The following is a 23,498-nucleotide window of genomic DNA, read 5'->3' on the forward strand; positions in this document are numbered from 1 at the left end:
GGAGTTGCTGACAGATCCACACCCACGGGAGGAACTCCGATGCGCACCCTGGTCACCACCCACTTCGTCTCCCTCGACGGCGTCGCCGAGGCGCCCGGCGGGGAGCCCGGCTACCGGCACACCGGCTGGACGCTCGACGTCGAGCCCGACCCGGCCGTCTACGAGGCCAAGGCCCGCGAGCAGGAGGAGGCAGCGGCCCTCCTGCTGGGCGCCCGCTCCTACGAGGCGTTCGCGGCCGTCTGGCCCACGATGGACTACTTCGCGAAGTTCAACGCGATGCCCAAGTACGTCGTGTCCTCGACCGTCACCGACCCCGCGTGGAACAACTCCACGGTCATCTCGTTCGACGACGTCGCGGCGCTCAAGGAGGGCGACGGCGGGCCGATCAACGTGACCGGCAGCATCGCCCTCACGCAGAGCCTGCTGGTGGCCGGGCTGGTCGACGAGCTGCGGCTCACGGTCTTCCCGGTCATCCTCGGCAGCGGCCGCCGGCTGTTCCCGGACGACGCCGAGGACAAGGTGAAGCTGACCCTTGCCGAGAGCATCGCGTTCTCCAACGGCGTGCAGTACCAGGTCTTCAGGAGGCAGGCGTAGTTTCGCCTCCATGGAGTCCTACGCCGCCGGAGAGACCCAGCCGCCGCTCCTCGAGGAGACGATCGGCGCGAACCTCGAGCGCACGGTCGCGGCGTACGGCGAGCGCGAGGCCCTCGTCGACGTGGCGTCCGGCCGGCGGTGGACCTGGGCGGAGCTGGACCGCGATGTCGACGCACTCGCCGTCGGGATCGTCCGCGCCGGGATCGGCAAGGGCGACCGGGTCGGCATCTGGTCGCCCAACTGCGCCGAGTGGACCCTGACCCAGTACGCGACCGCCAGGATCGGCGCGATCCTGGTCAACCTCAACCCGGCGTACCGGACCCACGAGCTGTCGTACGCGCTGAACCAGTCGGGCACGAAGCTGCTCGTCTCGGCGCCCTCGTTCAAGACCAGCGACTACCGCGCGATGGTCACCGAGGTCGTCGACCAGACCCCGGTCGAGCAGGTCGTCTACCTCGGCTCGCCGGAGTGGGACGCCCTGGCCTCGGCGCGGGGATCGCTCGCCGACGTGGTGACCTGGACCCTGTCGCCGGACGACCCGATCAACATCCAGTACACGTCCGGCACGACCGGCTACCCCAAGGGCGCCACGCTCAGCCACCGCAACATCCTCAACAACGGCTACTTCACCACCGAGCTGATCGGCTTCACCGAGCAGGACCGCCTGTGCATCCCGGTGCCGTTCTACCACTGCTTCGGGATGGTGATGGGCAACCTCGGCTGCACCAGCCACGGCGCCACCATGGTGATCCCCGCGCCGGGCTTCGACCCCGAGATCACCCTGCGCACGATCGCCGAGGAGCGCTGCACCGGCGTGTACGGCGTGCCGACGATGTTCATCGCGATGCAGAACCATCCGACGTTCGCCGAGCACGACCTGTCGTCGCTGCGCACCGGCATCATGGCCGGCTCGATCTGCCCGGTCGAGGTGATGAAGCGCTGCGTCAACGACATGCACATGGCGGAGGTCTCGATCGCGTACGGCATGACCGAGACGTCGCCGGTCTCCTGCCAGACCCGCTCCGACGACGACCTGGAGCGTCGTACCGCCACGATCGGCCGGGTCCACCCGCACGTCGAGGTGAAGATCGTCGACCCGGTGTCCGGGGCGACGGTGGAGCGCGGGGAGACGGGTGAGCTGTGCACCCGCGGCTACTCGGTGATGCTCGGCTACTGGGACGACCCCGAGAAGACCGCCGAGGCGATCGACGCCGACGGCTGGATGCACACCGGCGACCTCGCCGAGATGCGCGAGGACGGCTACTGCACCATCGTGGGCCGGATCAAGGACATGGTGATCCGCGGTGGGGAGAACATCTACCCCCGCGAGATCGAGGAGTTCCTCTACCAGCACCCCGACGTCGAGGACGTCCAGGTCGTCGGCGTACCGGACGAGAAGTACGGCGAGGAGCTCTGCGCCTGGATCAAGCTGCGCGACGGTGCTCAGCCGCTCGACGCGGACGCCGTCCGCGCCTTCGTCGACGGCCGGCTCGCGCACTACAAGATCCCGCGCTACGTGATGGTCGTCGACGAGTTCCCGATGACCGTGACCGGCAAGATCCGCAAGGTCCAGATGCGCGAGGAGTCCGCGCGGGCCCTCGGCCTGTCCTGAGGCCGGTCATCTCCCGTCGAGTGACGGGAACTGGTCGTGATCCGGCCCGGATTCCAGCCAGTTCGCGTCACTCGACGGCCGCTTCGGGGGGTGCTGCTGGTCAGCGCGAGATTACGACGGGGATCCGGGTCACAGTCCCGGTCGCGCCGCGCCAGGTGATCCAGCCGTCGTCGTCCGGCTGCGGCACGGAGGTGCGGCCGACCGTGACGGTGAACGTCGCGCTCTCGCCCGGGCCGAGCCGGACCGCCGCCGGGGTGACGCGCACCCGGTGGTGGACGAACCCGGTCGCCCGCGACGAGAAGTAGAGCCGCCGGCCGGTCACGTTCGTGATCGTGCGAACGGCGGTGTCCGCGCTCCCGGTGAGCAGGATCGACGGGGTGTTCAGGTCTCCGGCCAGCGTGCCGGTCAGCCAGGCGCGGTAGTCGCCGGGCGCGACCTGGTACGCCAGGCCGGGGCGGAGCGCGGGGTCGGCGACCACCCTGCCTCCACCGGCACTCAGCACGGCGGTGCCCGGGACCCGGCGGGCGGTGGTCACCAGGGCCGACCGGACCGTCGCGGCCGCCCAGTCGGGATGCCGGGCGACCAGCAGGGCGGCCGCTCCGCTGGTGACGGCGGAGGCGACCGAGGTCCCAGACGCCAGGTCCCACGCGTCATCGCCGGGCACCGCGCCGAGGACCCCGGTGCCGTTCGCGACCAGGTCGGGCTTGAGGACCGGTCCGGACGGGTCGCCGGTGCTCGACCAGCGGGCGACGTGCGGAGGGGTCCGCTCCGCGCCGAGCGGGACCAGCCGCACAGCTCCGTCGTACCGGCGCAGGGCACGGCCGGCGACTGCGTCGACGTGGACCGTCGGGACGGTGTGGAAGTCGGCGACCTCGGATCCCGGGCCGCGGTTGGCGAGCACCATGCCGGCGCCGTCCGCCTGCGCGACCGCGGCAGACTTGTCGACCCGGCCGATCGCGCCGCGGTCGCACAGGACCACCCGGCCCGCGACCTCCGAGGCGTCCAGGCTGCCGGGGGTGCAGACCCGGGCCGCACTCCTCGTCGAGTCCGCGGCGGCGGCGTCGGCGCCGATCACCAGCCTGCCGGAGACCCGGTCCGCGGAGGCCATCGCGCCGGTGAACGACCTCCCGTCGGACAGCACCACGCGGCCCTCGCGCACCGGCCCGGTGGTCGCGCCGGCCGTCGTCACCCACGGCGACCCGTGGGCGGCGATCCGGTCGGGGGAGTTCCCGGCCGCACCGACGACCACGACGTCGTGCTCGGCCGCGCCGAGCAGCGCGCGCTCGACGGTGTCGAAGCCGGCCGGCCCGCCCACCGAGAGGTTCAGCACGTCGACTCCGTCCCGGGTGGCCGCGTCGATCGCGCTCACCAGGTCGGCGGTGGAGCAGCCGTCGTCACGCGGGTCGGGGGCGGTCCAGCAGGCCTTGTAGATCGCGAGGCGGGCCTGCGGCGCCACCCCGGCGTACGTGCCGAGGTGCTGGTCCGCGACCCGCGCGGGCACGTCGGAGTCGCCGGCGGCGATGGAGGCGACCTGGGTGCCGTGGCCGTCGTCGTCGCGCGCGGACAGCGACTCCGACGAGCGCACCCGGTCGGCGCCGAAGCCGTCGACGAACCAGCGGGCGCCGACCAGCTTGCGGGTGCAGGTGTCGGTCGCCCACCCGTCGCCGGGCTGGCAGGCACCGTGGAAGTCGCGCGGTGCCCGCCCGAGGCCGGACACGGTCGAGAACACCGGGCTCTCCGGCGCGATCCCGGTGTCGACGACGCCGATCACCGCGCGCGCGCCGCCCCGGTCGCGCGACGGCAGCCCCGGCACGAGCCCGGCCCGGCCGGTCCGCCCGGCGAGCGGGCGCACCTCGTCCTTCTCCACGAGCGCCACCTCGGCGTTCCGCCGGAGGTCAGCGGCCTGCCCGGCGGTGAGGCGTACGGCGACGCCGTTGAGCGCGGTGGTCCACCGGTAGACCGGCTCGGGAGCGCCGACGGCGGTGAGCACCCGGTCCTGCTCGGCGCTCAGCGAGAGGCTGCCCAGCAGCCCGCTGGCGCCGGGTCCCTCGAGCGTGACCAGGTAGAGCTCCGCGCCGCGCGCGGCGGTGGCCGGGTGCGCCGGGACCAGGACGCCGAGGGCGACCGCCAGCGCAGCTGCACCGGTCGCGGCCCTCGCTCGCACGGTTCCCCCTCGAACACTGCTGTCACGTGAGCCACTCATTGTGACAGGCGTTTCGGAACTCCACACCTCGTTCCCTACGCTGGGGACATGCAGTCAGCGCCCCTCGTCGTCGGTTTCGACCTCGACATGACGCTGATCGACACCGCACCGGGGTTCGCGGAGGTGTTGCACGCCCTCGGCGCCGAGCTGGGGGTGGAGTTCCCGGTCGCCGAGATGACCGCGAAGCTCGGCCCGCCCCTCGACCTCCTGCTCGAGCCGTATCTCGCGCCCGACGCGATCGCGGCGGCGGGCGACCGGTTCCGCGCGCTCTACCCCGACCACGCGATCACCGGCACGCCCGTGCTTCCGGGCGCGCACGAGGCCATCGAGGCGGTACGCCGGCACGCGGGCCGGGTGCTGGTCGTGACCGGGAAGTACCCGGCCAACGCCCGGCTCCACCTCGACCACCTCGCCCTCGACGTTGACCATCTCGAGGGCTGGGTGTGGGGTGTCGGCAAGGCCGACGTGCTGCGCCGCGAGGGAGCCACGATCTACGTGGGCGACCACGTCCACGACGTCGAGGGGGCGCTGGCCGCCGGGGCGCTGAGCGTCTCCGTGCTCACCGGCGGCTGCACCCGTGAGGAGCTGCTGGCGGCCGGCACGCACGTCGTGCTCGACGACCTCGGCGCGTTCCCGGCCTGGCTCGAGGACCACCTCCTGCAGCTGCGGCTCGACGCCCTCGAGGCCGACCTGCGGGAGCGTGGCTCCGTGCTGGTCGCCTACAGCGGCGGCGCGGACAGCGCCTTCCTGCTCGCGGCCGCGGTCCGGGCGCTCGGGCCGGAGCACGTCGTCGCCGCGACCGGCTACTCCCACTCGCTGCCGCAGGTGGAGCGCGACCCGGCGCGGGGGTTCGCGACCTCGCTCGGTGTCGAGGTGCTCACCCCGCAGACCCACGAGATGGAGCGCGAGGGCTACCGCGCCAACGGTGCGGACCGCTGCTACTTCTGCAAGGCCGAGCTGATCGAGGTGCTGGGGCCGATCGCCGCCGACCGCGGGCTCGCCCACGTCGCCACGGGGACGAACGCCGACGACGCCGTGGCCGGGTTCCGGCCGGGCATCCGGGCCGCCGCCGAGCGGGGCGCGATCGCTCCGCTGCGCGACGCCGGGCTGACCAAGGCCCAGGTCCGGGAGGCGTCCCGGCGCTGGGACCTGCCGACCTGGGACAAGCCCGCGGCCGCGTGCCTGTCGTCCCGGGTCGCGTACGGCGTCGAGGTGACGCCGTACCGCCTCGGCCGGGTGGAGCGCGCCGAGGCCGCCGTACGGTCCGCACTGGGTGCCGGGCCGGTCGACCTGAGGGTCCGCGACCTCGGCGCCCGGGCGTCGGTCGAGATCGACGCCGGGCTGCTCCCGCTCGCCCCCGACGTCGAGGAGCGGCTGCTCGCGGGCGTGCGCGCCGCCGGCTTCGACGAGGCCGGCGTCGATCCCCGCGGATTCCGTTCGGGATCGATGAACGAACGCCTCTAGACTCGGTCGCTGCAGCAGCATCCCCCGTACGCAGGAAGAGGACAGACCCGTGCCCACTGGCAAGGTGAAGTGGTTCGACACCGACAAGGGGTTCGGCTTCCTGTCGCAGGAGGACGGCCCGGACGTCTACGTCCACGCCGACGCGTTGCCCGACGGCATCGACACCCTCAAGCCCGGCACCCGCGTCGAGTTCGGCATCGCCCAGGGCCGGCGCGGCGAGCAGGCGCTCCAGGTGCGGGTCCTCGACCGGCCCGCCTCGGTGAGCCGCAACCAGCGGGACGCCAAGCGCAAGAAGCCCGACGAGATGGCGACCATCGTCGAGGACCTGATCCGGCTGCTCGACGGCGCCGGCGAGGCGTACCGCCACGGCCGGTACCCGGACCCCAAGACGGCGAAGCCGACCGCCAAGCTGCTCCGCGCGCTCGCCGACGAGCTCGAGCTCTAGTTCCCGGTGGCCATCTCGCGGCGGAGCCGCGGCGAGTGGCGGGTCAGGACGAACAGGACCCACGCCGCGAGCACGGCGACCGCGACGCCGAGGCCGAGCCGGGGCGGGTCGATCGGCATCGCGATGCCGACGAACCCGCCGATGACCCACGCCAGCTGCAGCGTGGTGTCGCTCCGGGCGAACGCACTGGCCTGGACGCGGTGCGGCACGTCGCGCTGGATCGTCGCGTCCAGGGAGAACTTGGCGAGCGCCTGGCCCAGCCCGGCCACCAGGCCGAGCAGCAGCAGCGCGAGCACGCCGTACAGGAGGAAGCCGAAGACGACGACGGCGAGGTCGGCCACGAGGACGGCCGAGACCGTGACCGCCGGGTTGATCTGCTTGAGCACGGACGCCGCGACGACGCCGAGGAAGTTGCCCGTCGCGGCGCCGCCCACCACGACCGCGGTCAGGACCTCGGTGCTCCAGCCGTCGATCGGGTTCTCCCGCAGCTGGAACGCCATGAACATGATCAGGAATCCCGACATCCACCGCGGCCCGCAGTTCGCGCGCAGCGCGTACGACACGGCCGGGGGGATCCGCATGCTGCCGGTCCGGGCGCTGCCGGCGTCGCCGCGCAGCACCAGGTCGCCCTCGCCCGCGCTCGAGTCGACGCGGCTCGGCAGCCGGATGGCGGTGACGGTGGCGACCAGGAACAGCAGGAAGGCGTAGCGGAGGACCCATTCCGGCCCGGCCAGCGACGCCAGCCCGGCGATCGGCGCGGAGATCGCGACGGCGACGATGCCGGACATCGACACCCGGCCGTTCGCCTTGACCAGGGTGAAGTCCCGCGGCAGCAGGCGGGGTACGGCGGCCGCGCGGGTCACGCCGTACGCCTTGGACGCGACGAGGACCCCGAGCGCCGCGGGGAACAGCCATCTGGAGTCGGTGTGCACGGCGCCGGCGAGCACCCAGCACAGGAAGCAGCGGATCGCCATGGTCGCGCCGATCGCCCAGCGGCGGCCGTGCGCGAACCGGTCGAGGAACGGCCCGATCAGCGGCGCCACGATGGCGAACGGCAGCATCGTCAGGCCCAGGAACAGCGCCACCTGGCCGCGCGCCTCGCCCGAGGGCACCGTGAAGAAGAGTGTCCCGGCCAGCGCGATCGCGACGGCTGCGTCGCCGGCGGTGTTGAAGAAGTGCATCTGGATCAGCCGCGACAGGCCGGACTCGCCGGCGCCCTGCGCGTCGGCCGCGCGCTTCGCCGTACGCATGGTGAAGCGGCCCGCCCGACGGGTCGCCCGGGCCGTGGCGCCGAGACCCCGCGCGACCTTCGAGCCGGCGGGCGCCGTGGGGTCCGGCAGGTCCGTCATGAGTCCATCCTGCCCGGTCGGTGGCCACCCGACCTGACATCGCCATCCCCCATGGGTCATGATTTCGTCTGTGACCACGATCGCGCGCGCCAAGCCCGACTCCGCCACGGTGGCGGCGGTCGACGCCGCCCGCGCCGCGCTCCTCGAGAACGTCCCGGCCGAGGACGTCGGTGAGCACCTCGGCCACCTGGTCGAGGACGAGCGAGTGGTGACCCACCTGTTCGCCTGTGAGCGGCCGGGATACATCGGCTGGCGCTGGTCCGTCACCGTGGCCCGCGCACCCCGCCAGAAGGCGGTGACCGTCGACGAGGTCGTGCTGATCCCCGGCGACGAGGCGATCGTCGCTCCGGCGTGGGTGCCCTACCGCGAGCGGATCAAGCCCGGTGACCTCTCCCCGGGCGACCTGCTGCCGGTCGACGACGACGACCCGCGCCTGGTCCCGGCGTACTCCTTCGGCGACGACCCGCTCGACGCCGACGACAAGGCGCAGGTCCGGGCGGTCGCCAAGGACCTCGGCCTGGGCCGGGTCCGGACGCTGTCACCGGAGGGCCGCGACCTCGCCGCCCAGCGCTGGTACGACGGTGACGGTGGCCCCGAGGCCCCGGTGGCCCGCTCCGCCCCGGACTCGTGCACGACCTGCGGCTTCCTGATGCGGATCGCCGGTCCGCTCGCGGAGACGTTCGGGGTCTGCGCGAACGGCGATGCGAACGACGATGGCCGGATCGTCTCCTTCGACCACGGCTGCGGTGCGCACAGCGAGGTGCGGCTCGCCAAGAAGCACGAGCCGGTGCCGCTCCCGGAGCCGGTCTTCGACACCGTCAGCACCGACGAGATCGAGCTCTTCTAGGCCTCTGCTAGGCGGTCTCGGCGTCGCGCACCTCGGTGCGTGCCTTGCGCCGCCGGCGGCAGAACTCCAGGCCGAACAGGCCGAGGCCGAAGCCGGCCAGGCAGGTCCACAGCCACCACTCGTTGCCGGAGTCCTCGAGCCGGCCGTAGAACGGCAGCAGGGCGAGGAAGCCGATCAGCCAGAGCGCCGTACCGACCTCGACGGTCCGGACGCCGTCGACGTCGAGGGGCTCGACGTCGGCCACGAAGAACGTCCGGTCGCCGAACTCGTGCGTCCTCGGCTGCTCCTCGTCGAACTCCACGCGCGCCACGCTAGTCGACGGGCTCCGATTCTGGGATGCTGCGGCCCGTGAGCAACCAGACCCTGGCCGCCGGCGGCGGCATCGATCGCTACTTCAAGATCACTGAGCGGGGCTCGACCGTCGGCCGTGAGGTCCGGGGCGGGCTGGTCACGTTCTTCACGATGGCCTACATCATCGTGCTGAATCCGCTCATCCTCGGCTACGCGCCCGACCAGGACGGCAACCTCCTGGGCGGCGGCACGGTCCCGAACCTCGCGATGATCGCCGCCGGTACGGCGCTGGTCGCGGGTCTGATGACGATCCTCATGGGCGTGGTCGCGAACTACCCCCTCGCGCTAGCCACCGGTCTGGGCCTGAACGCGTTCGTGGCGTTCGCGATCGCCAGCCAGATGACCTGGGCGGACGCGATGGGACTGGTCGTGATCGAGGGCCTCGTCATCCTGGTCCTGGTCCTGACCGGGTTCCGGGAGGCGGTGTTCCACGCCGTACCCGCCCAGCTCAAGGTGGCGATCTCGGTCGGCATCGGCCTGTTCATCGCACTGATCGGCTTCGTCGACGCCGGCTTCGTGCACCGCATCCCGGACGCCGCGCAGACCACGGTCCCGGTCCAGCTCGGTGAGACCGGGCAGCTCTCCGGCTGGCCGGTGCTCGTCTTCGCCGTCGGCCTGCTGCTCGTGATCGCGCTGTGGGTGCGCCACGTCAAGGGCGCGATCCTGATCTCGATCGTCGCGACCACGATCCTCGCGATCATCGTCGAGGCGATCGGCGACCCGAAGGCGTGGAGCCTCACCACTCCCGCCTGGCCGGACAAGATCTTCGACACGCCGGACTTCGGCACCGTGGGCCACTTCAGCCTGCTCGGCTCGTTCCAGAACGCCGGCGTGGTCACCGCGCTGCTGTTCGTGTTCACGCTGATGCTCGCCGACTTCTTCGACACGATGGGCACGATGACCGCGATCGGCGCCGAGGCCGGCCTGCTCCAGCCCGACGGCACGCCCCCGAACACCCAGCGGATCCTGGTCGTCGACTCGATCGCCGCGGCCGCCGGTGGCGCCGCCGGCGTCTCGTCGAACACGTCCTACATCGAGTCCGCGTCGGGCGTCGGTGAGGGCGCGCGCACCGGCCTCGCCTCGGTCGTGACCGGCATCCTGTTCCTGCTCGCGATCTTCCTGGCGCCGCTGGTCGCGATCATCCCCTCCGAGGCCGCGGTCCCCGCCCTGGTCCTGGTCGGCTTCCTGATGATGCAGCAGGTGAGGGGCATCGACTGGGAGGACCTCGAGATCGCCATCCCGGCGTTCCTCACCATCGTGCTGATGCCGTTCACGTACTCCATCACGGTCGGCATCGGCGCCGGCTTCATCGCCTACGTGTTCATCAAGCTGGTCCGCGGCAAGGCCGCCGGCATCCACCCGCTGATGTGGGTCGTCGCCGCCATGTTCGTCCTCTACTTCTTCATCCACCCGATCACCAGCTGGCTCACCTGACCCCAGCTCACCCACCGCCGCCGAGCCGGCGTACGCCACCACCCGTGGCGTGCGCCGGCTCGTGCGTTGCGGAGTGATCGCAGCTGGTGTCGCCGGCCGGTCCCGGGTGTCGCAGCTTCACCAGGGTCAGCAGGGAAGCCTGCACCTCCCACGGTGGGAAGGTCATGGAAGGGCGGGTTCGACCACATCCCCTGGTGAAGCCGTGACCTCGGGGGCCGACAGCGAGCGGCCCACGCCGCCGCCCACCCTCCAGGTCGGACCTACCACCCCGGACCGGAATACTTAGCACAGGTAATGAGTTATGCTAACGATATGCCGACAGTGGAGAAGGCCGCGCGCACCGACGGCGGGCTCGCCTCGGAGCTCAGGCTCAGCGTGATGCGCCTGCGGCGGCGACTCGCGAACGAGCGCCACCCCGACAACGAGCTGAGTCTCAACCAGATGGCGGTGCTCGGCTGCCTGTTCCGCAACGGCGGCGCGCTGACCATCGGCGAGCTCGCGAGCAGCGAGCGGGTCCAGCCCCCGTCCATGACCCGCACGGTCAACTGCCTCGAGCAGAGCGGCGACGTCGAACGCCGGCCGCACGAGACCGACGGCCGACAGGTGGTCGTGGCCATCACCGACACCGGCCGGGCCCGGCTGCTGGCCGACCGCGACCGGCGGGACGCCTGGCTCTCGCAGCGGCTCCGCGAGCTGACGCCCGAGGAGCGCGCCGTCCTCCGCAAGGCCGCCCCCATCATCGAGAACATCGCCCGGAAGGACTGATAGCGACGAGCCCGACGTTCCGCGCCCTCCGCAACCCCAACTACCGGCTGTACCTGGCCGGTAGTGCGGTGTCGAACACCGGTACCTGGATGCAGCGGGTGGCGCAGGACTGGCTGGTGCTCAGTCTCCCCGGCAACAGCGGCACCGAGCTCGGCATCACGACCGGGCTCCAGTTCCTCCCGGTCCTGCTGCTGAGCCCGTACGCCGGCGTGGTGGCCGACCGCTTCCCGAAGCGTCGCCTCCTCCAGCTGACCCAGGCGACGATGGCGGTCGCGGCGCTCGTCCTCGGCGTGATCGCCGTGCTCGGCGTGGCCCAGACGTGGCACGTCTACGCGATCGCGCTGCTGTTCGGCATCGGCGCCGCGTTCGACGCGCCGGCGCGCCAGTCGTTCGTCTCGGAGATGGTCGGCCAGGACGACCTCACCAACGCCGTCGGCCTCAACTCGGCGAGCTTCAACGCCGCCCGGATCCTCGGGCCCGGTCTCGCGGGCCTGATGATCGGTGCGCTCGGCGGGGGAGCGGAGGCGACCGGCTGGGTGATCCTCATCAACGCGGTGTCCTACCTCGCGGTGATCGCCCAGCTGCAGCGGATGAACATCGCGCTGCTCAACACCCCCGAGCTCCGCGCCCGGACGCCGGGGATGCTGATCGAGGGGGTCCGCTACATCCGCAGCCAGCCCAAGATGGTGATGATCCTGATCATGGTGTTCTTCGCGGGCACCTTCGGGATGAACTTCCAGATCACCTCCGCGCTGATGGCCACCGAGGTGTTCGGCAAGGGTGCGGGTGAGTTCGGCATCCTGGGCTCCGCGATGGCGGTCGGGTCGCTGACCGGTGCGCTGATGGCCGCCCGCCGGGTCCGGATCCGGTTGCGGCTGCTGGTCGTGGCCGCGCTCGGCTTCGGCGTCGCGGAGATGGTCGCCGGCGTGCTTCCGACGTACCTCGCGTTCGCATTGTTCTGCCCGGTGATCGGGTTCTGCACGCTGACCCTGCTCAACTCCGCGAACGCGACGCTCCAGCTCGAGTCCGACCCGGCCATCCGGGGCCGGGTGATGGCGCTGTACATGACGATCGTGATGGGCGGTACGCCGCTCGGCTCGCCGATCATCGGCTGGGTCGGGCAGCACCTCGGGGCGCGCTGGAGCCTGATGATCGGCGGCGCCCTCACCGTCGCGGGAGTACTCTTGGCGCTGGCCGTCTACGCGCGGCTCCGCGGGGGTGCTCGCAGCGTTTTGCATGCGGTTGAGCCCACAGGTAGTCTTTTTCCTCGTGTCTGGGACAACCAGGCCGTTGCGCGTGCCCGGAGGCAGTCGGGAGGACAGGTTCCCGACTCCGGCACGGAAATCCCCGTTGGCGAGACCGCGAGTTCTCGCTGAACGTGGGGCCGGGCGACACGCCCGACCTCGGGGGTAGAGCGGCGCCGGTTGGGATCGCACCACCCGGACACGCAGCAGCACACCGTGCGAGCAGAGCGTTCGTACTGAGAGCCGAAAAGAAGGGGAACCACACAGGTGCCCACCATCAATCAGCTGGTCCGCAAGGGCCGCCAGGACAAGGTGTCGAAGAACAAGACGCCTGCCCTGAAGGGATCGCCGCAGCGCCGAGGCGTCTGCACGCGCGTCTACACGACCACCCCGAAGAAGCCGAACTCCGCCCTGCGCAAGGTCGCCCGCGTGCGCCTGTCCAGCGGCGTCGAGGTCACCGCCTACATCCCGGGTGTCGGTCACAACCTCCAGGAGCACTCGATCGTGCTCGTCCGCGGCGGCCGGGTGAAGGACCTCCCCGGCGTCCGCTACAAGATCATCCGCGGCACCCTCGACACCCAGGGCGTCAAGAACCGCAAGCAGGCTCGCAGCCGCTACGGCGCCAAGAAGGAGAAGAGCTGATATGCCGCGCAAGGGTCCCGCTCCGAAGCGGCCGATCGACGTCGACCCGGTCTACGGGTCGCAGCTGGTCACCCAGCTCGTCTCCAAGGTGCTGCAGGACGGCAAGAAGCAGGTCGCTCAGCGGATCGTCTACACCGCGCTCGAGGGCTGCCGCGAGAAGACCGGCACCGACCCGGTCGTCACGCTGAAGCGTGCGCTCGACAACGTCAAGCCGGCCATCGAGGTCAAGTCCCGCCGCGTCGGCGGCGCGACCTACCAGGTCCCGATCGAGGTCAAGGGCACGCGCGGCACCACGCTCGCGCTGCGCTGGCTCGTCGGCTACGCGGCTGACCGTCGCGAGAAGACCATGCACGAGCGACTGATGAACGAGATCCTCGACGCCTCCAACGGCCTCGGTGCCGCTGTGAAGAAGCGCGAGGACACCCACAAGATGGCCGAGTCCAACAAGGCCTTCGCGCACTACCGCTGGTGATCTGCGCGGGAGCGGCGTACGTCGCTCCCGCCCACCGGCTCTTCCTACTTTCTAAGGAACGCACAGACAGTGGCTGTCGACATCACCACGGACCTCAACAAGGTCCGCAACATCGGCATCATGGCGCACATCGACGCCGGCAAGACCACCACCACCGAGCGCATCCTCTTCTACACCGGCATCACCTACAAGATCGGTGAGGTCCACGAGGGCGCTGCCACGATGGACTGGATGGAGCAGGAGCAGGAGCGCGGCATCACCATCACGTCCGCCGCGACGACCTGCTGGTGGAAGAACCACCAGATCAACATCATCGACACCCCCGGCCACGTGGACTTCACCGCCGAGGTCGAGCGCTCGCTGCGCGTCCTCGACGGCGCGGTCGCGGTCTTCGACGGTGTCGCTGGTGTCGAGCCCCAGACCATGACGGTGTGGCGCCAGGCGAACAAGTACGCCGTGCCGCGGATGTGCTTCGTCAACAAGCTCGACCGCACCGGTGCGGACTTCTTCCGCTGCGTCGACATGATGGTCGAGCGCCTCAACTCCACTCCGCTGGTCCTCCAGCTCCCGATCGGCGCCGAGTCCGACTTCCTCGGCGTCGTCGACCTGGTCGGCATGCGCGCGCTCACCTGGCGCGGCGAGACCACGATGGGTGAGGACTACACCGTCGAGGAGATCCCCGCCGAGCTGGCCGAGCAGGCCGCCGAGTACCGCGAGAAGCTGCTCGAGACGCTCGCCGACGCGGACGACGCGATCATGGAGAAGTTCCTCGAGGAGGGCGAGTTCACCGTCGAGGAGCTCGAGGCCGCGATCCGTCGCGCGACCCTCGCCGACAAGCTCAACCCGGTCCTCTGCGGCACGGCGTTCAAGAACAAGGGCGTCCAGCCCCTGCTCGACGCGGTCGTGAAGTACCTGCCCTCGCCGCTCGACATCGGCGAGATCATCGGCCACTCCGTCAAGGACGAGGCGGAGCAGATCTCCCGCAAGCCGTCCGACGACGAGCCGTTCTCCGGCCTGGCCTACAAGATCGCGTCCGACCCGCACCTCGGCAAGCTGATCTACGTCCGGGTCTACTCCGGCAAGCTCGAGGCCGGCTCGACCGTGGTCAACTCGGTCAACGGCCGCAAGGAGCGGATCGGCAAGGTCTACCAGATGCACGCGAACAAGCGTGAGGAGATCGCGTCGGTCGGCGCCGGCCAGATCGTCGCCGTCATGGGCCTGAAGGACACCAAGACCGGTCACACCCTGTCCGACCCGCAGAACCAGGTCGTCCTCGAGTCGATGACGTTCCCGGCCCCGGTGATCGAGGTCGCGATCGAGCCCAAGACGAAGAGCGACCAGGAGAAGCTGGGCACCGCGATCCAGCGCCTCTCAGACGAGGACCCGACCTTCACGGTCAAGTCCGACGAGGAGACCGGTCAGACGATCATCGCCGGCATGGGCGAGCTCCACCTGGAGATCCTCGTCGACCGGATGAAGCGCGAGTTCCGCGTCGAGGCGACCGTCGGCAAGCCGCAGGTGGCCTACCGCGAGACCCTCCGCAAGGAGGTCAAGAGCCACAGCTACACGCACAAGAAGCAGACCGGTGGTTCGGGTCAGTTCGCGAAGGTCGTCATCTCGCTCGGTCCGAACATCGACCCCGAGACCGGCACCGGTGCGGGCTACGAGTTCGTCAACAACGTCTCCGGTGGCCGCGTGCCGAAGGAGTACATCCCGTCGGTCGACCAGGGTGGCCAGGAGGCCATGGAGTTCGGCGTGCTCGCCGGATACCCGATGGTCGACGTGAAGTTCACGCTCGAGGACGGCGCCTACCACGACGTCGACTCCTCCGAGCTGGCCTTCAAGATCGCCGGCAACCAGGCCTTCAAGGAGGCCGCCCGCATGGCGAAGCCCGTGCTGCTCGAGCCGATGTTCGCCGTGGAGGTGACCACGCCGGAGACCTTCCTCGGCACGGTCATCGGCGACATCAACAGCCGACGCGGCCAGATCCAGGCACAGGAGGAGCGTCACGGTGACATGGTCATCAACGCCCTCGTGCCGCTGTCCGAGATGTTCGGGTACGTTGGCGACCTGAGGTCCAAGACCTCCGGCCAGGCTTCGTACTCGATGGAGTTCGACTCGTACGCCGAGGTTCCCACGAACATCGCCGACGAGATCATCAAGAAGGTCCGCGGCGAGTAACCCTCGTCAGGACCCTCGGCTGCAACAACTTGTACGAGTCAAGTAACAACCCACACAGGAGGAGCCCCAGTGGCTAAGGCGAAGTTCGAGCGGACCAAGCCGCACGTCAACATCGGCACCATCGGTCACATCGACCACGGTAAGACGACGCTGACCGCGGCGATTACCAAGGTGCTGCATGACAAGTACCCCGATCTCAACGCTGCTTCGGCGTTTGACGAGATCGACAAGGCTCCCGAGGAGCGTCAGCGCGGCATCACGATCTCGATCGCGCACGTCGAGTACCAGACCGAGGCGCGCCACTACGCGCACGTCGACTGCCCTGGTCACGCCGACTACATCAAGAACATGATCACCGGCGCGGCCCAGATGGACGGCGCGATCCTCGTGGTCGCCGCCACCGACGGCCCGATGCCGCAGACGCGTGAGCACGTGCTGCTCGCCCGCCAGGTCGGCGTGCCGGCCCTGGTCGTGGCGCTCAACAAGTGCGACATGGTCGACGACGAGGAGCTCATCGAGCTCGTCGAGATGGAGGTGCGCGAGCTCCTCTCGGAGTACGAGTTCCCGGGCGACGACATCCCGGTCGTGCGCGTTGCCGCCTTCCCGGCGCTGCAGGGCGACGCCAAGTGGGGCGAGTCGATCATGGAGCTGATGAACGCCGTCGACGAGTCGATCCCGACCCCCGAGCGTGAGACGGACAAGCCGTTCCTCATGCCGGTCGAGGACGTCTTCACGATCACCGGTCGTGGCACCGTCATCACCGGTCGTATCGAGCGCGGCATCGTCAAGGTCGGCGAGGACGTCGAGATCGTCGGCATCCGCGAGGGCTCGCAGAAGAGCACCGTCACCGGTGTCGAGATGTTCCGCAAGCTGCTCGACGAGGGTCAGGCCGGTGAGAACGTCGGTCTGCTGCTCCGTGGCACCAAGCGCGAGGACGTCGAGCGCGGCATGGTCGTCATCAAGCCGGGCACCACGACCCCGCACACCAACTTCGAGGCCTCGGTCTACATCCTCTCGAAGGAGGAGGGCGGCCGCCACACGCCGTTCTTCAACAACTACCGTCCGCAGTTCTACTTCCGGACCACGGACGTCACCGGCGTCGTCACGCTGCCCGAGGGCACCGAGATGGTCATGCCGGGCGACAACACCGAGATGGCCGTCGAGCTGATCCAGCCGATCGCCATGGACGAGGGCCTGCGCTTCGCGATCCGCGAGGGTGGCCGCACCGTCGGCGCCGGCCGGGTCACCAAGATCACCAAGTGATCCAGACCCACCCGGCTTGATCCAGCACTGACCAGAAGGGCCCCGGCCGCCGCAAGGCGGTCGGGGCCCTTCTGTGTGTCCGGATGCCCGCCGAGTCGGCGCAGTCTCAGCTGAGACTGCGCCGACTCGGCGTCAGGAGAGCAGGGCAGCGAGTGCCTCGGCGAAGGCCTCGGTGTGCCGGTCCACGTCGGCGGGGGTGTGGTGCGGGCTGAACAGCGCCATGTTGTGGAACGGCGTCAGCAGCACGCCCCGGTTCAGGCACCACAGGTGCAGGAGGCCCTCGAGCTCCTCGTCGACCGCGGCCGCGGCCGCGGCGCCGTCGCGAGGAGGCGGGCAGAACCAGTACTCCGCGCGGCAGCCGAGCCGCTGCACGTGCCACGGCAGGCCGGCGTCCGCGATCACGCCGGCCACGCCGTCCGCGAACCGCTCCGCCAGGGGTACGGCGACCGCGAAGTCCTCCTCGCGCAGGCAGGTCGACAGGGTCGCCCTGATGGCCGCCAGCGCCAGCGCGTTGCCGGTCAGCGTGCCGCCCACGCCGGCGACGTCGATCTCGTGGCCGAGCATCGGGCCCGAGAGCCGGCCCGCCACCTCGGCGCTCATGCCGTAGGCCGCGCACGGGACCCCGCCGCCGATCGGCTTCCCGACCACCAGCAGGTCGGGCTCGAGTCCCCAGGCAGCGGTGGCGCCACCGGGACCCGCGCAGAGCGTGTGCGTCTCGTCGACCACCAGCAGCACGCCGTACCGGCGGGTGATCTCGCGGACCGCGTCGAGGTAGCCGGGCTCGGGCAGCACGATGCCGATGTTCGTCAGTGCCGGCTCCATCAGCAGGCACGCGACGTCGCCGACCGCGAGCCGCCGGTCGAGCGCGTCGGCGTCGTTGAACGGCACCACCGCGGTCGTCTCGGACACCGGCACCTGCGGGCCGAGCGCGCCCGGCCGCGCCACCACCGCGTCGCCGTCGAGCACGGCCAGGGTCTCGTCGACGGTGCCGTGGTAGCACCAGTCCATGACCGCGACCCGCGGCCGGCCGGTGAGGTGGCGGGCGAAGCGCAGCACGAAGCGGTTCGCGTCGGTCGCCGACATCGCCAGCTGCCAGGAGGGCAGCCCGAACCGGCGCACGAGCTCCTCGCCGACCCAGACCGCGTCCGCGGACGGCAGCATCGTGGTGATGCCGCGGGCCGCGCGGGCGGCGATCGCGTCGGTGACCTGGGGCAGCGCGTGGCCGGTCATGGCGCCGGTGTCCCCGAGGCAGAGGTCGACGTACTCGATGCCGTCGACGTCCACGAGCCGCGCCCCGGCCGCGGTGTCGAAGAACAGCGGGAACCGGCCCGGCCACCGGGTCATCCACGGCATCGGCACCCCGGCGAGCAGGGGGCCGCGGGCCTCCTCCGCGAGCGCGGCGGAGCGGGGATGGAGGTCGGCGAACCGGTCCTCCTCGGTGGCGCGGAGGGCGGCGATGCGGGCGCGATCGATCATGGTGGGGAAGATAGACGACATGGCCGAACAGCGCGTCCGACCCGCACGCCCGCACCACAAGCTGACCGACGACGGTCGGACGATGCGCGAGGTGCTGACCTACTCGCGGCGCGGCGCCCGGTTCACACCGCGGCAGGCGCAGGCGTGGGCGGCGTACGCCGAGCGGTGGTGGCTGCCCGACGAGGCGGTGGACGACCCCGGCTTCACGCTGGCGGGGATGTTCGGGCGTACGGCGCCGCTCGTCGTCGAGATCGGCTCGGGGATCGGCGAGTCGACGGTCGCGCTCGCGGCCGCCCGTCCCGACCACGACGTCGTCGCCTTCGAGGTCTGGCGCCCCGGCGTCGCGGACACGCTCGCCCGGATCGGCGAGGCCGCGCTGGAGAACGTCCGGATGCTCAGTGTCGACGCGGTCTGGTCGATGGAGCACCTGGTCGAGGCGGAGAGCCTCGCCGGGCTGTGGACCTTCTTCCCGGACCCCTGGCACAAGAAGAAGCACCACAAGCGGCGACTCGTGACGCCGGCGTTCGCCCGCCTCGCCGCGACCCGGCTCGCGCCCGGAGCCGAGTGGCGGCTGGCCACCGACTGGGGCGACTACGCCGAGCAGATGGTCGAGGTGCTGGACGCCGAGCCGCTGCTCGAGGGCGGCGTCACCGAGCGCTGGTCCGAGCGCCCGGTGACCAAGTTCGAGCGGAAGGGCCTCGCGGCCGGCCGCGACATCACCGACCTGCGCTACTCCCGGGTGCCCGGGTAGTACGCCGGACCACGAGCCGGGTGGGCAGCAGGACCTGCTCGGGGAGCCAGTGCGCGCCCTCGAGCGCGGTGAGCACCTGCTGCGCGGCCACGCGGCCCTGCTCGTGCACCGGCTGCGCCACCGTCGTCAGGTCGAAGATCTCCGCCATCTCGTGGTCGTCGATCCCGATCACCGAGAGATCCTCGGGCACCCGCAGCCCGACCTCGCGGGCGGTCCGGAGGACCCCGAACGCCATCTCGTCGGACGCCGCGAAGATCGCCGTCGGCCGGTCCGCACGCTCCAGCAGGTCGTGGGCCGCACGGGAGCCGCCGGCCACGCTGAACTCGCCGTCGGCCTCGAGCGCGGGGTCGTGCCGCAGGCCGGCCTCCGCGAGCGCCGACCGGTAGCCGGACAGTCGCGCAGCCGGGGCGGTGAAGTCGAGGACGCCCTCGAGCGCACCGCCGACGTAGGCGATCCGCGAGTGGCCGAGGCCGAGCAGGTGCTGGGTCGCGGTGCGCGCTGCCTGCTCGTCGTCGATCCGCACCGTCGCCCAGCCCGGCACGTCGGCGCCGACGATCGTCACCGGCCGCCCGAGCTTGTCCAGGCGGCCCAGCTCGTCGAGGCTGGGCTTCAGGCTCAGCACCAGGACCGCGTCCACGCGCTTGGTCAGCAGGCTGGTCTCGAAGACCCGGTGCCGGGCGGACTCGTCGCCGGCCAGGTTGTAGAGCAGCAGGTCGTAGCCGTGCTCGCGGAGCACCTCCTCGGCTCCCTGCACGACCGCGGCGAAGAACCAGCGGGTCACCCACGGGACGATCACCGCCACGGTCCGGGTCTGCCCGCTGGCCAGGCCCGCGGCGCTCGGCGACGGCACGTAGCCGAGCCGGCGCGCGGTCTCCATCACCCGGGTCCGGGTCTCCTCGGACACGCCGGGCAGGCCCCTCAGCGCGCGGGAGACGGTGGCCGTCGACATCTCGACCTCGCGGGCGACGTCCTTGATGCCGGTCATGCTGGGAGCGCTCCCAAAAAGACCGCCGAGCCACTAGGGTGAAGCGCATGACCCAGCACCTCCCCGACGGTTCCCGGCTGTCCTACGGCGTCGCGACCGCGGCGTACCAGGTTGAGGGGGCCACCGCCGAGGACGGGCGGGGCGCCTCGATCTGGGACACCTTCGCCGCCCGCCCGGGCGCGGTCCGGGACGGGCGGGACGGCTCGGTGGCCTGCGACTCCTACCACCGGTACGCCGAGGACCTCGACCTGGTCGCGGGCTCCGGGGCCCAGTGGTACCGCTTCTCGGTGGCCTGGCCGCGGATCGTGCCCGAGGGCACCGGCCGGGTCGAGCAGCGCGGCCTGGACCACTACGACCGGCTGGTCGACGCGGCCCTGGCACGGGGCATCAGCCCGACCGCGACGCTCTACCACTGGGACCTCCCGCAGGAGCTGGAGGACCGGGACGGCTGGCTGAACCGCGACACCGCCGAGGCGTTCGCCGACTACGCGAGCGTCGTCCACGACCGGCTCGGCGACCGCGTGCGCGTCTGGGCGACCCACAACGAGCCGTGGTGCGCGGCGTACCTCGGCTACTCCGCCGGCGTGCACGCGCCGGGGCGCAAGGAGGGTGGCGCCGGCCACCGTGCGGCCCACCACCTGAACCTCGCGCACGGTCTCGCCGCCGCCCGTCTCCACGACGCCGGGGTGTCCGACCTGGGCATCGTGCACAACCTCGCGCCGTACTGGCCCGAGACCGCGGAGGCCGCGCAGGCGGCGGACGAGCTCGACGCGGTCCGCAACCGGGTCTGGGTCGGCCCCCTCGTCGACGGTGCGTACGACGAGGGCCTGCTGCGCGTGGCCCCCGAGCTCGCCGACCCGCGGCTCGTGCGCGACGGCGACCTGGCCCTGGTCCGCGGCTCGGCCGACTGGATCGGGGTCAACTACTACACGCCGTTCCGCCCCACCCTGGCCGATCCGTCGCTCGCCCGGCACCCCGAGGTCGAGGCGTACCCCGGCGCGACCCCGGTCTCGTTCGTCGTCCGGGAGCCGCGCACCGACATCGGCTGGGAGGTCGACGCCATCGGGCTCGAGGAGCTGCTGGTCGACACCCACCGGCGCACCGGGCTCCCGGTGCTGGTCACCGAGAACGGCGCGGCCTACCCGGATGCCAGCCTGGACGACCAGGACCGGATCGGCTACCTGCGTGACCACATCGCCGCCACGGAGCGGGCGCGCGCGGCCGGTGCGGACGTGCGGGCGTACATCGTCTGGACGCTCCTGGACAACTTCGAGTGGGCCGAGGGCTACACCAAGACCTTCGGCATCGTGCACATCGACCCCTCGGACCTCACCCGGACGCCGAAGGCGTCCTACCACTGGCTCGCGGAACACATCGCGTCCGGGTCGGGTCCGACGACCTGACGCCCCGGTCAGCCCTTGACGCTTCCGGCCAGCAGCCCGCGCACGAAGTAGCGCTGGAGCGACACGAAGACGATCAGCGGCACGACCAGCGCGACGAAGGCACCCGCCGACAGCAGGAACCAGTCCGAACCGCGCGTCCCGGACAGCTCGGCGAGCCGTGCGGTCAGCGGGAAGGTGTTGGGGCCGCCGAAGGTGATCGCCACCAGCAGGTCGTTCCACACCCAGAGGAACTGCAGGATGCCGAACGCCGCGATCGCCGGCGCCATCAGCGGCAGCATGATCCGGGTGAAGATCTGCACGTGGCCCGCGCCGTCGACCCGGGCGGACTCGATGAGCTCGCCGGGGATCTGGCTCATGAAGTTGTGCAGCAGGTAGATCGCCAGCGGCAGCCCGAAGATCGTGTGGGAGAGCCACAGCGTGTAGAAGCCGCCGCCGGGAGCGTCCGGCCCGGCCAGCGGGACCAGGTTCAGCGGCGGGTGCACGTAGAGCTTGAGCAGCGGGATCAGCGTCACCTGGATCGGCACGATCTGCAGGGCGAAGATCGCCACGAACAGGAAGTCGCGTCCGGGGAACTTCATCCACACGAAGGCGTACGCCGCGAGGGTGGCCAGGCTGATCGGGATGATCACGGCGGGGATCGTGATCACCAGCGAGTTGACGAAGTACGTCACCAGGTTGGTGTCGCTGCCGTGCAGCACCTCGTCGTAGTTGGACCACGTCACGGTCGGGTTGGTGAAGAAGGTCCACCAGCCGCTCGAGGTGATGTCGCTCTCCGGGCGGAACGACGTGATGAACAGGCCGAGGGTCGGGATCGTCCAGACGACCGCGATGACGATCGCTGCCAGGGAGGCCCACGGGGAGCTGAGCGCCTTGCGGGCGCTGGTGGAGACCGGTCTCCGGCCCGGGAGCAGCTCCCTGAGCGCCGAGCTCGGCGACGTCGGGGTTTGTGGCGGTCATCGTGCCTCCAGCTTGCGCATCTGACGGACGTTGTAGACGACGATCGGCATCACGAGCAGGAAGATCACGGTGGCGATCGCCGTGGCCAGGCCCTGGTTCGTGGAGATGAAGTACTCCCGGTAGAACTGGTAGGAGAGCACGCTGGTGTTGAAGTTGCCGCCGGTCATCGTGCGGACGATGTCGAAGGCCTTCAGGGTCGTGATGCAGATCGTCGTGAGCACGACGATCAGCGCCGGCCGGATGCTCGGGATCGTGATGTAGCGGAACATCTTGACGCCGCCCACCCCGTCGAGCCGGGCCGCCTCGACGATGTCGTCGGGGATCGCCTTGATGGAGGCCGACAGGATCGTCATCGCGAACCCGGTCTGGACCCAGATCAGCACGATGATGAGGAACAGCGTGTTCCACGGGTCGTTGAGGATGAACTTGTAGGTGTCGAGGCCGAGGCCCTTGAGGACGGCGTTCGCGATCCCGATCTGGGTCTGGCTCGAGTCCTTGTAGTCGTACACGAACTTCCAGATGATCGACGCGCCGACGAGCGAGATCGCCATCGGCAGGAAGATCAGGGCCCTGGCGAACTTCTCGAAGCGGGACCGGTCGACGAGCACCGCATAGATCAGCCCGATGGCGGTGGAGAAGAGCGGCACCAGGATCACCCAGGCCGCGGTGTTGCGCAGCACCGTCAGCTGCTCGGAGTCGGTGAAGACGGTCTTGTAGTTGTCCAGCCCGACGAAGTTGCTGCCGGTCTGGTCGAAGAGCGACTGGTAGATGCTGGTGACCGCCGGGTAGAGCAGGCCGAGGAGGATCAGCGCCACAGCGGGCAGCACGAACGCGGCAGCCTGGACGACCTCTCCGGTCCGACTCCGCATCCGTTGGGTCAGCAGGAGGATCACCGCGACGACCACGAAGAACAGGGCGATCGCGATGAACATCTGGGCGAACTTCTCACCTGTCGACATACAGGCACTCCCGATGGCTACGGGCCGGCGAGCGGCGGCTCAGCGGCCGGGTGGATCCGGATGATGGCGGTACGACGGGGGCCGGGCCGCGAGCACGTCTG

Annotated in this window: 22 protein-coding genes; 14 read left to right on the plus strand and 8 right to left on the minus strand. The window is 70.8% G+C overall.

All coding sequences use genetic code 11. The features are described from left to right. The first annotated feature begins 39 nt into the window (after nt 1-39). A complete protein-coding gene (locus ACVW2K_RS06670; RefSeq protein ID WP_457201991.1) occupies nt 40-594 on the plus strand; it encodes a dihydrofolate reductase family protein in 555 nt (184 codons plus the stop codon). A 10-nt stretch (nt 595-604) separates the two neighbouring features. Further along, nucleotides 605-2,206: an AMP-binding protein gene (locus ACVW2K_RS06675; RefSeq protein WP_457201992.1), complete on the plus strand. Its 1,602-nt coding sequence runs from the start codon at nt 605-607 to the stop codon at nt 2,204-2,206. Nucleotides 2,207-2,306: 100 nt separating this feature from the next. Here ACVW2K_RS06675 and ACVW2K_RS06680 read toward each other — a convergent pair whose 3' ends face one another. Further along, entirely contained in the window at nt 2,307-4,370 is a 2,064-nt protein-coding gene (locus tag ACVW2K_RS06680) for a S8 family serine peptidase (RefSeq protein ID WP_457201993.1), read from the minus strand. An 87-nt stretch (nt 4,371-4,457) separates the two neighbouring features. On the opposite strand from ACVW2K_RS06680, the gene ACVW2K_RS06685 reads away from it, so the two are divergent. Together ACVW2K_RS06685 and ACVW2K_RS06690 are read left to right on the plus strand one after the other, a co-directional pair. Then, nucleotides 4,458-5,873, plus strand: coding sequence for an HAD hydrolase-like protein (locus tag ACVW2K_RS06685; protein ID WP_457201994.1), 1,416 nt, complete (start codon nt 4,458-4,460; stop codon nt 5,871-5,873). A gap of 49 nt (nt 5,874-5,922) precedes the next feature. Further along, on the plus strand, nt 5,923-6,318 hold the full coding sequence (locus ACVW2K_RS06690) for a cold-shock protein (RefSeq protein WP_028636435.1): 396 nt from the start codon (nt 5,923-5,925) through the stop codon (nt 6,316-6,318). Here the strand turns inward: ACVW2K_RS06690 and ACVW2K_RS06695 are convergent. Further along, nucleotides 6,315-7,667 (minus strand): MFS transporter, encoded by a 1,353-nt coding sequence (locus ACVW2K_RS06695; protein WP_457201995.1) that lies wholly within the window; start codon nt 7,665-7,667, stop codon nt 6,315-6,317. The two genes, ACVW2K_RS06690 and ACVW2K_RS06695, sit on opposite strands and share 4 nt — an antisense overlap. A gap of 61 nt (nt 7,668-7,728) precedes the next feature. Here ACVW2K_RS06695 and ACVW2K_RS06700 point away from each other — a divergent pair, with 61 nt between their 5' ends. Next, on the plus strand, nt 7,729-8,514 hold the full coding sequence (locus ACVW2K_RS06700; RefSeq protein ID WP_028636433.1) for a DUF3027 domain-containing protein: 786 nt from the start codon (nt 7,729-7,731) through the stop codon (nt 8,512-8,514). A gap of 7 nt (nt 8,515-8,521) precedes the next feature. Here ACVW2K_RS06700 and ACVW2K_RS06705 read toward each other — a convergent pair whose 3' ends face one another. Continuing rightward, entirely contained in the window at nt 8,522-8,815 is a 294-nt protein-coding gene (locus tag ACVW2K_RS06705; protein ID WP_457201996.1) for a DUF2530 domain-containing protein, read from the minus strand. Between the two features lie 35 nt (nt 8,816-8,850). On the opposite strand from ACVW2K_RS06705, the gene ACVW2K_RS06710 reads away from it, so the two are divergent. Continuing rightward, a complete protein-coding gene (locus tag ACVW2K_RS06710) occupies nt 8,851-10,299 on the plus strand; it encodes an NCS2 family permease (protein WP_457201997.1) in 1,449 nt (482 codons plus the stop codon). A gap of 7 nt (nt 10,300-10,306) precedes the next feature. On the opposite strand, the gene ACVW2K_RS06715 is transcribed toward ACVW2K_RS06710, so the two are convergent. After that, on the minus strand, nt 10,307-10,465 hold the full coding sequence (locus ACVW2K_RS06715; protein WP_457201998.1) for a hypothetical protein: 159 nt from the start codon (nt 10,463-10,465) through the stop codon (nt 10,307-10,309). A gap of 146 nt (nt 10,466-10,611) precedes the next feature. Between ACVW2K_RS06715 and ACVW2K_RS06720 the strand changes: the two genes are divergently transcribed. From ACVW2K_RS06720 to tuf, 6 genes are all read left to right on the plus strand, one after another. Next, nucleotides 10,612-11,064: a MarR family winged helix-turn-helix transcriptional regulator gene (locus ACVW2K_RS06720; RefSeq protein ID WP_051548805.1), complete on the plus strand. Its 453-nt coding sequence runs from the start codon at nt 10,612-10,614 to the stop codon at nt 11,062-11,064. After that, a complete protein-coding gene (locus ACVW2K_RS06725) occupies nt 11,064-12,440 on the plus strand; it encodes an MFS transporter (RefSeq protein WP_036569537.1) in 1,377 nt (458 codons plus the stop codon). The genes ACVW2K_RS06720 and ACVW2K_RS06725 overlap by 1 nt, the downstream gene beginning before the upstream one ends. Nucleotides 12,441-12,575: 135 nt before the next feature. Further along, a complete protein-coding gene (rpsL, locus tag ACVW2K_RS06730; RefSeq protein WP_028636428.1) occupies nt 12,576-12,950 on the plus strand; it encodes a 30S ribosomal protein S12 in 375 nt (124 codons plus the stop codon). A 1-nt stretch (nt 12,951) separates the two neighbouring features. Then, on the plus strand, nt 12,952-13,422 hold the full coding sequence (gene rpsG, locus ACVW2K_RS06735; protein WP_028636427.1) for a 30S ribosomal protein S7: 471 nt from the start codon (nt 12,952-12,954) through the stop codon (nt 13,420-13,422). 69 nt (nt 13,423-13,491) lie between these two features. Further along, entirely contained in the window at nt 13,492-15,603 is a 2,112-nt protein-coding gene (fusA, locus tag ACVW2K_RS06740; RefSeq protein ID WP_028636426.1) for an elongation factor G, read from the plus strand. Between the two features lie 69 nt (nt 15,604-15,672). After that, nucleotides 15,673-16,866: an elongation factor Tu gene (gene tuf / locus ACVW2K_RS06745; RefSeq protein ID WP_028636425.1), complete on the plus strand. Its 1,194-nt coding sequence runs from the start codon at nt 15,673-15,675 to the stop codon at nt 16,864-16,866. A gap of 132 nt (nt 16,867-16,998) precedes the next feature. On the opposite strand, the gene ACVW2K_RS06750 is transcribed toward tuf, so the two are convergent. Next, nucleotides 16,999-18,342, minus strand: a complete 1,344-nt coding sequence (locus ACVW2K_RS06750) for an aspartate aminotransferase family protein (RefSeq protein ID WP_457201999.1) — start codon at nt 18,340-18,342, stop codon at nt 16,999-17,001. 19 nt (nt 18,343-18,361) lie between these two features. Here ACVW2K_RS06750 and trmB point away from each other — a divergent pair, with 19 nt between their 5' ends. Further along, nucleotides 18,362-19,093 (plus strand): tRNA (guanosine(46)-N7)-methyltransferase TrmB, encoded by a 732-nt coding sequence (gene trmB / locus ACVW2K_RS06755; RefSeq protein WP_036569534.1) that lies wholly within the window; start codon nt 18,362-18,364, stop codon nt 19,091-19,093. Here the strand turns inward: trmB and ACVW2K_RS06760 are convergent. Then, the gene (locus ACVW2K_RS06760) at nt 19,059-20,078 is read right to left on the minus strand and encodes a LacI family DNA-binding transcriptional regulator (RefSeq protein ID WP_028636422.1); all 1,020 of its coding nucleotides are present in this window, start codon (nt 20,076-20,078) and stop codon (nt 19,059-19,061) included. The genes trmB and ACVW2K_RS06760 overlap by 35 nt on opposite strands. Before the next feature lie 47 nt (nt 20,079-20,125). On the opposite strand from ACVW2K_RS06760, the gene ACVW2K_RS06765 reads away from it, so the two are divergent. Then, the gene (locus tag ACVW2K_RS06765) at nt 20,126-21,481 is read left to right on the plus strand and encodes a GH1 family beta-glucosidase (RefSeq protein WP_457202000.1); all 1,356 of its coding nucleotides are present in this window, start codon (nt 20,126-20,128) and stop codon (nt 21,479-21,481) included. An 8-nt stretch (nt 21,482-21,489) separates the two neighbouring features. Here ACVW2K_RS06765 and ACVW2K_RS06770 read toward each other — a convergent pair whose 3' ends face one another. Next, nucleotides 21,490-22,203 carry a carbohydrate ABC transporter permease gene (locus ACVW2K_RS06770; protein ID WP_457202001.1) on the minus strand — a complete coding sequence of 238 codons (714 nt, stop codon included), beginning with the start codon at nt 22,201-22,203 and terminating at the stop codon, nt 21,490-21,492. A gap of 231 nt (nt 22,204-22,434) precedes the next feature. Beyond that, nucleotides 22,435-23,397, minus strand: coding sequence for a carbohydrate ABC transporter permease (locus ACVW2K_RS06775; RefSeq protein WP_457202002.1), 963 nt, complete (start codon nt 23,395-23,397; stop codon nt 22,435-22,437). Nucleotides 23,398-23,498: the final 101 nt, after the last annotated feature.

The sequence above is a fragment of the Nocardioides sp. HB32 genome, assembly GCF_054058995.1.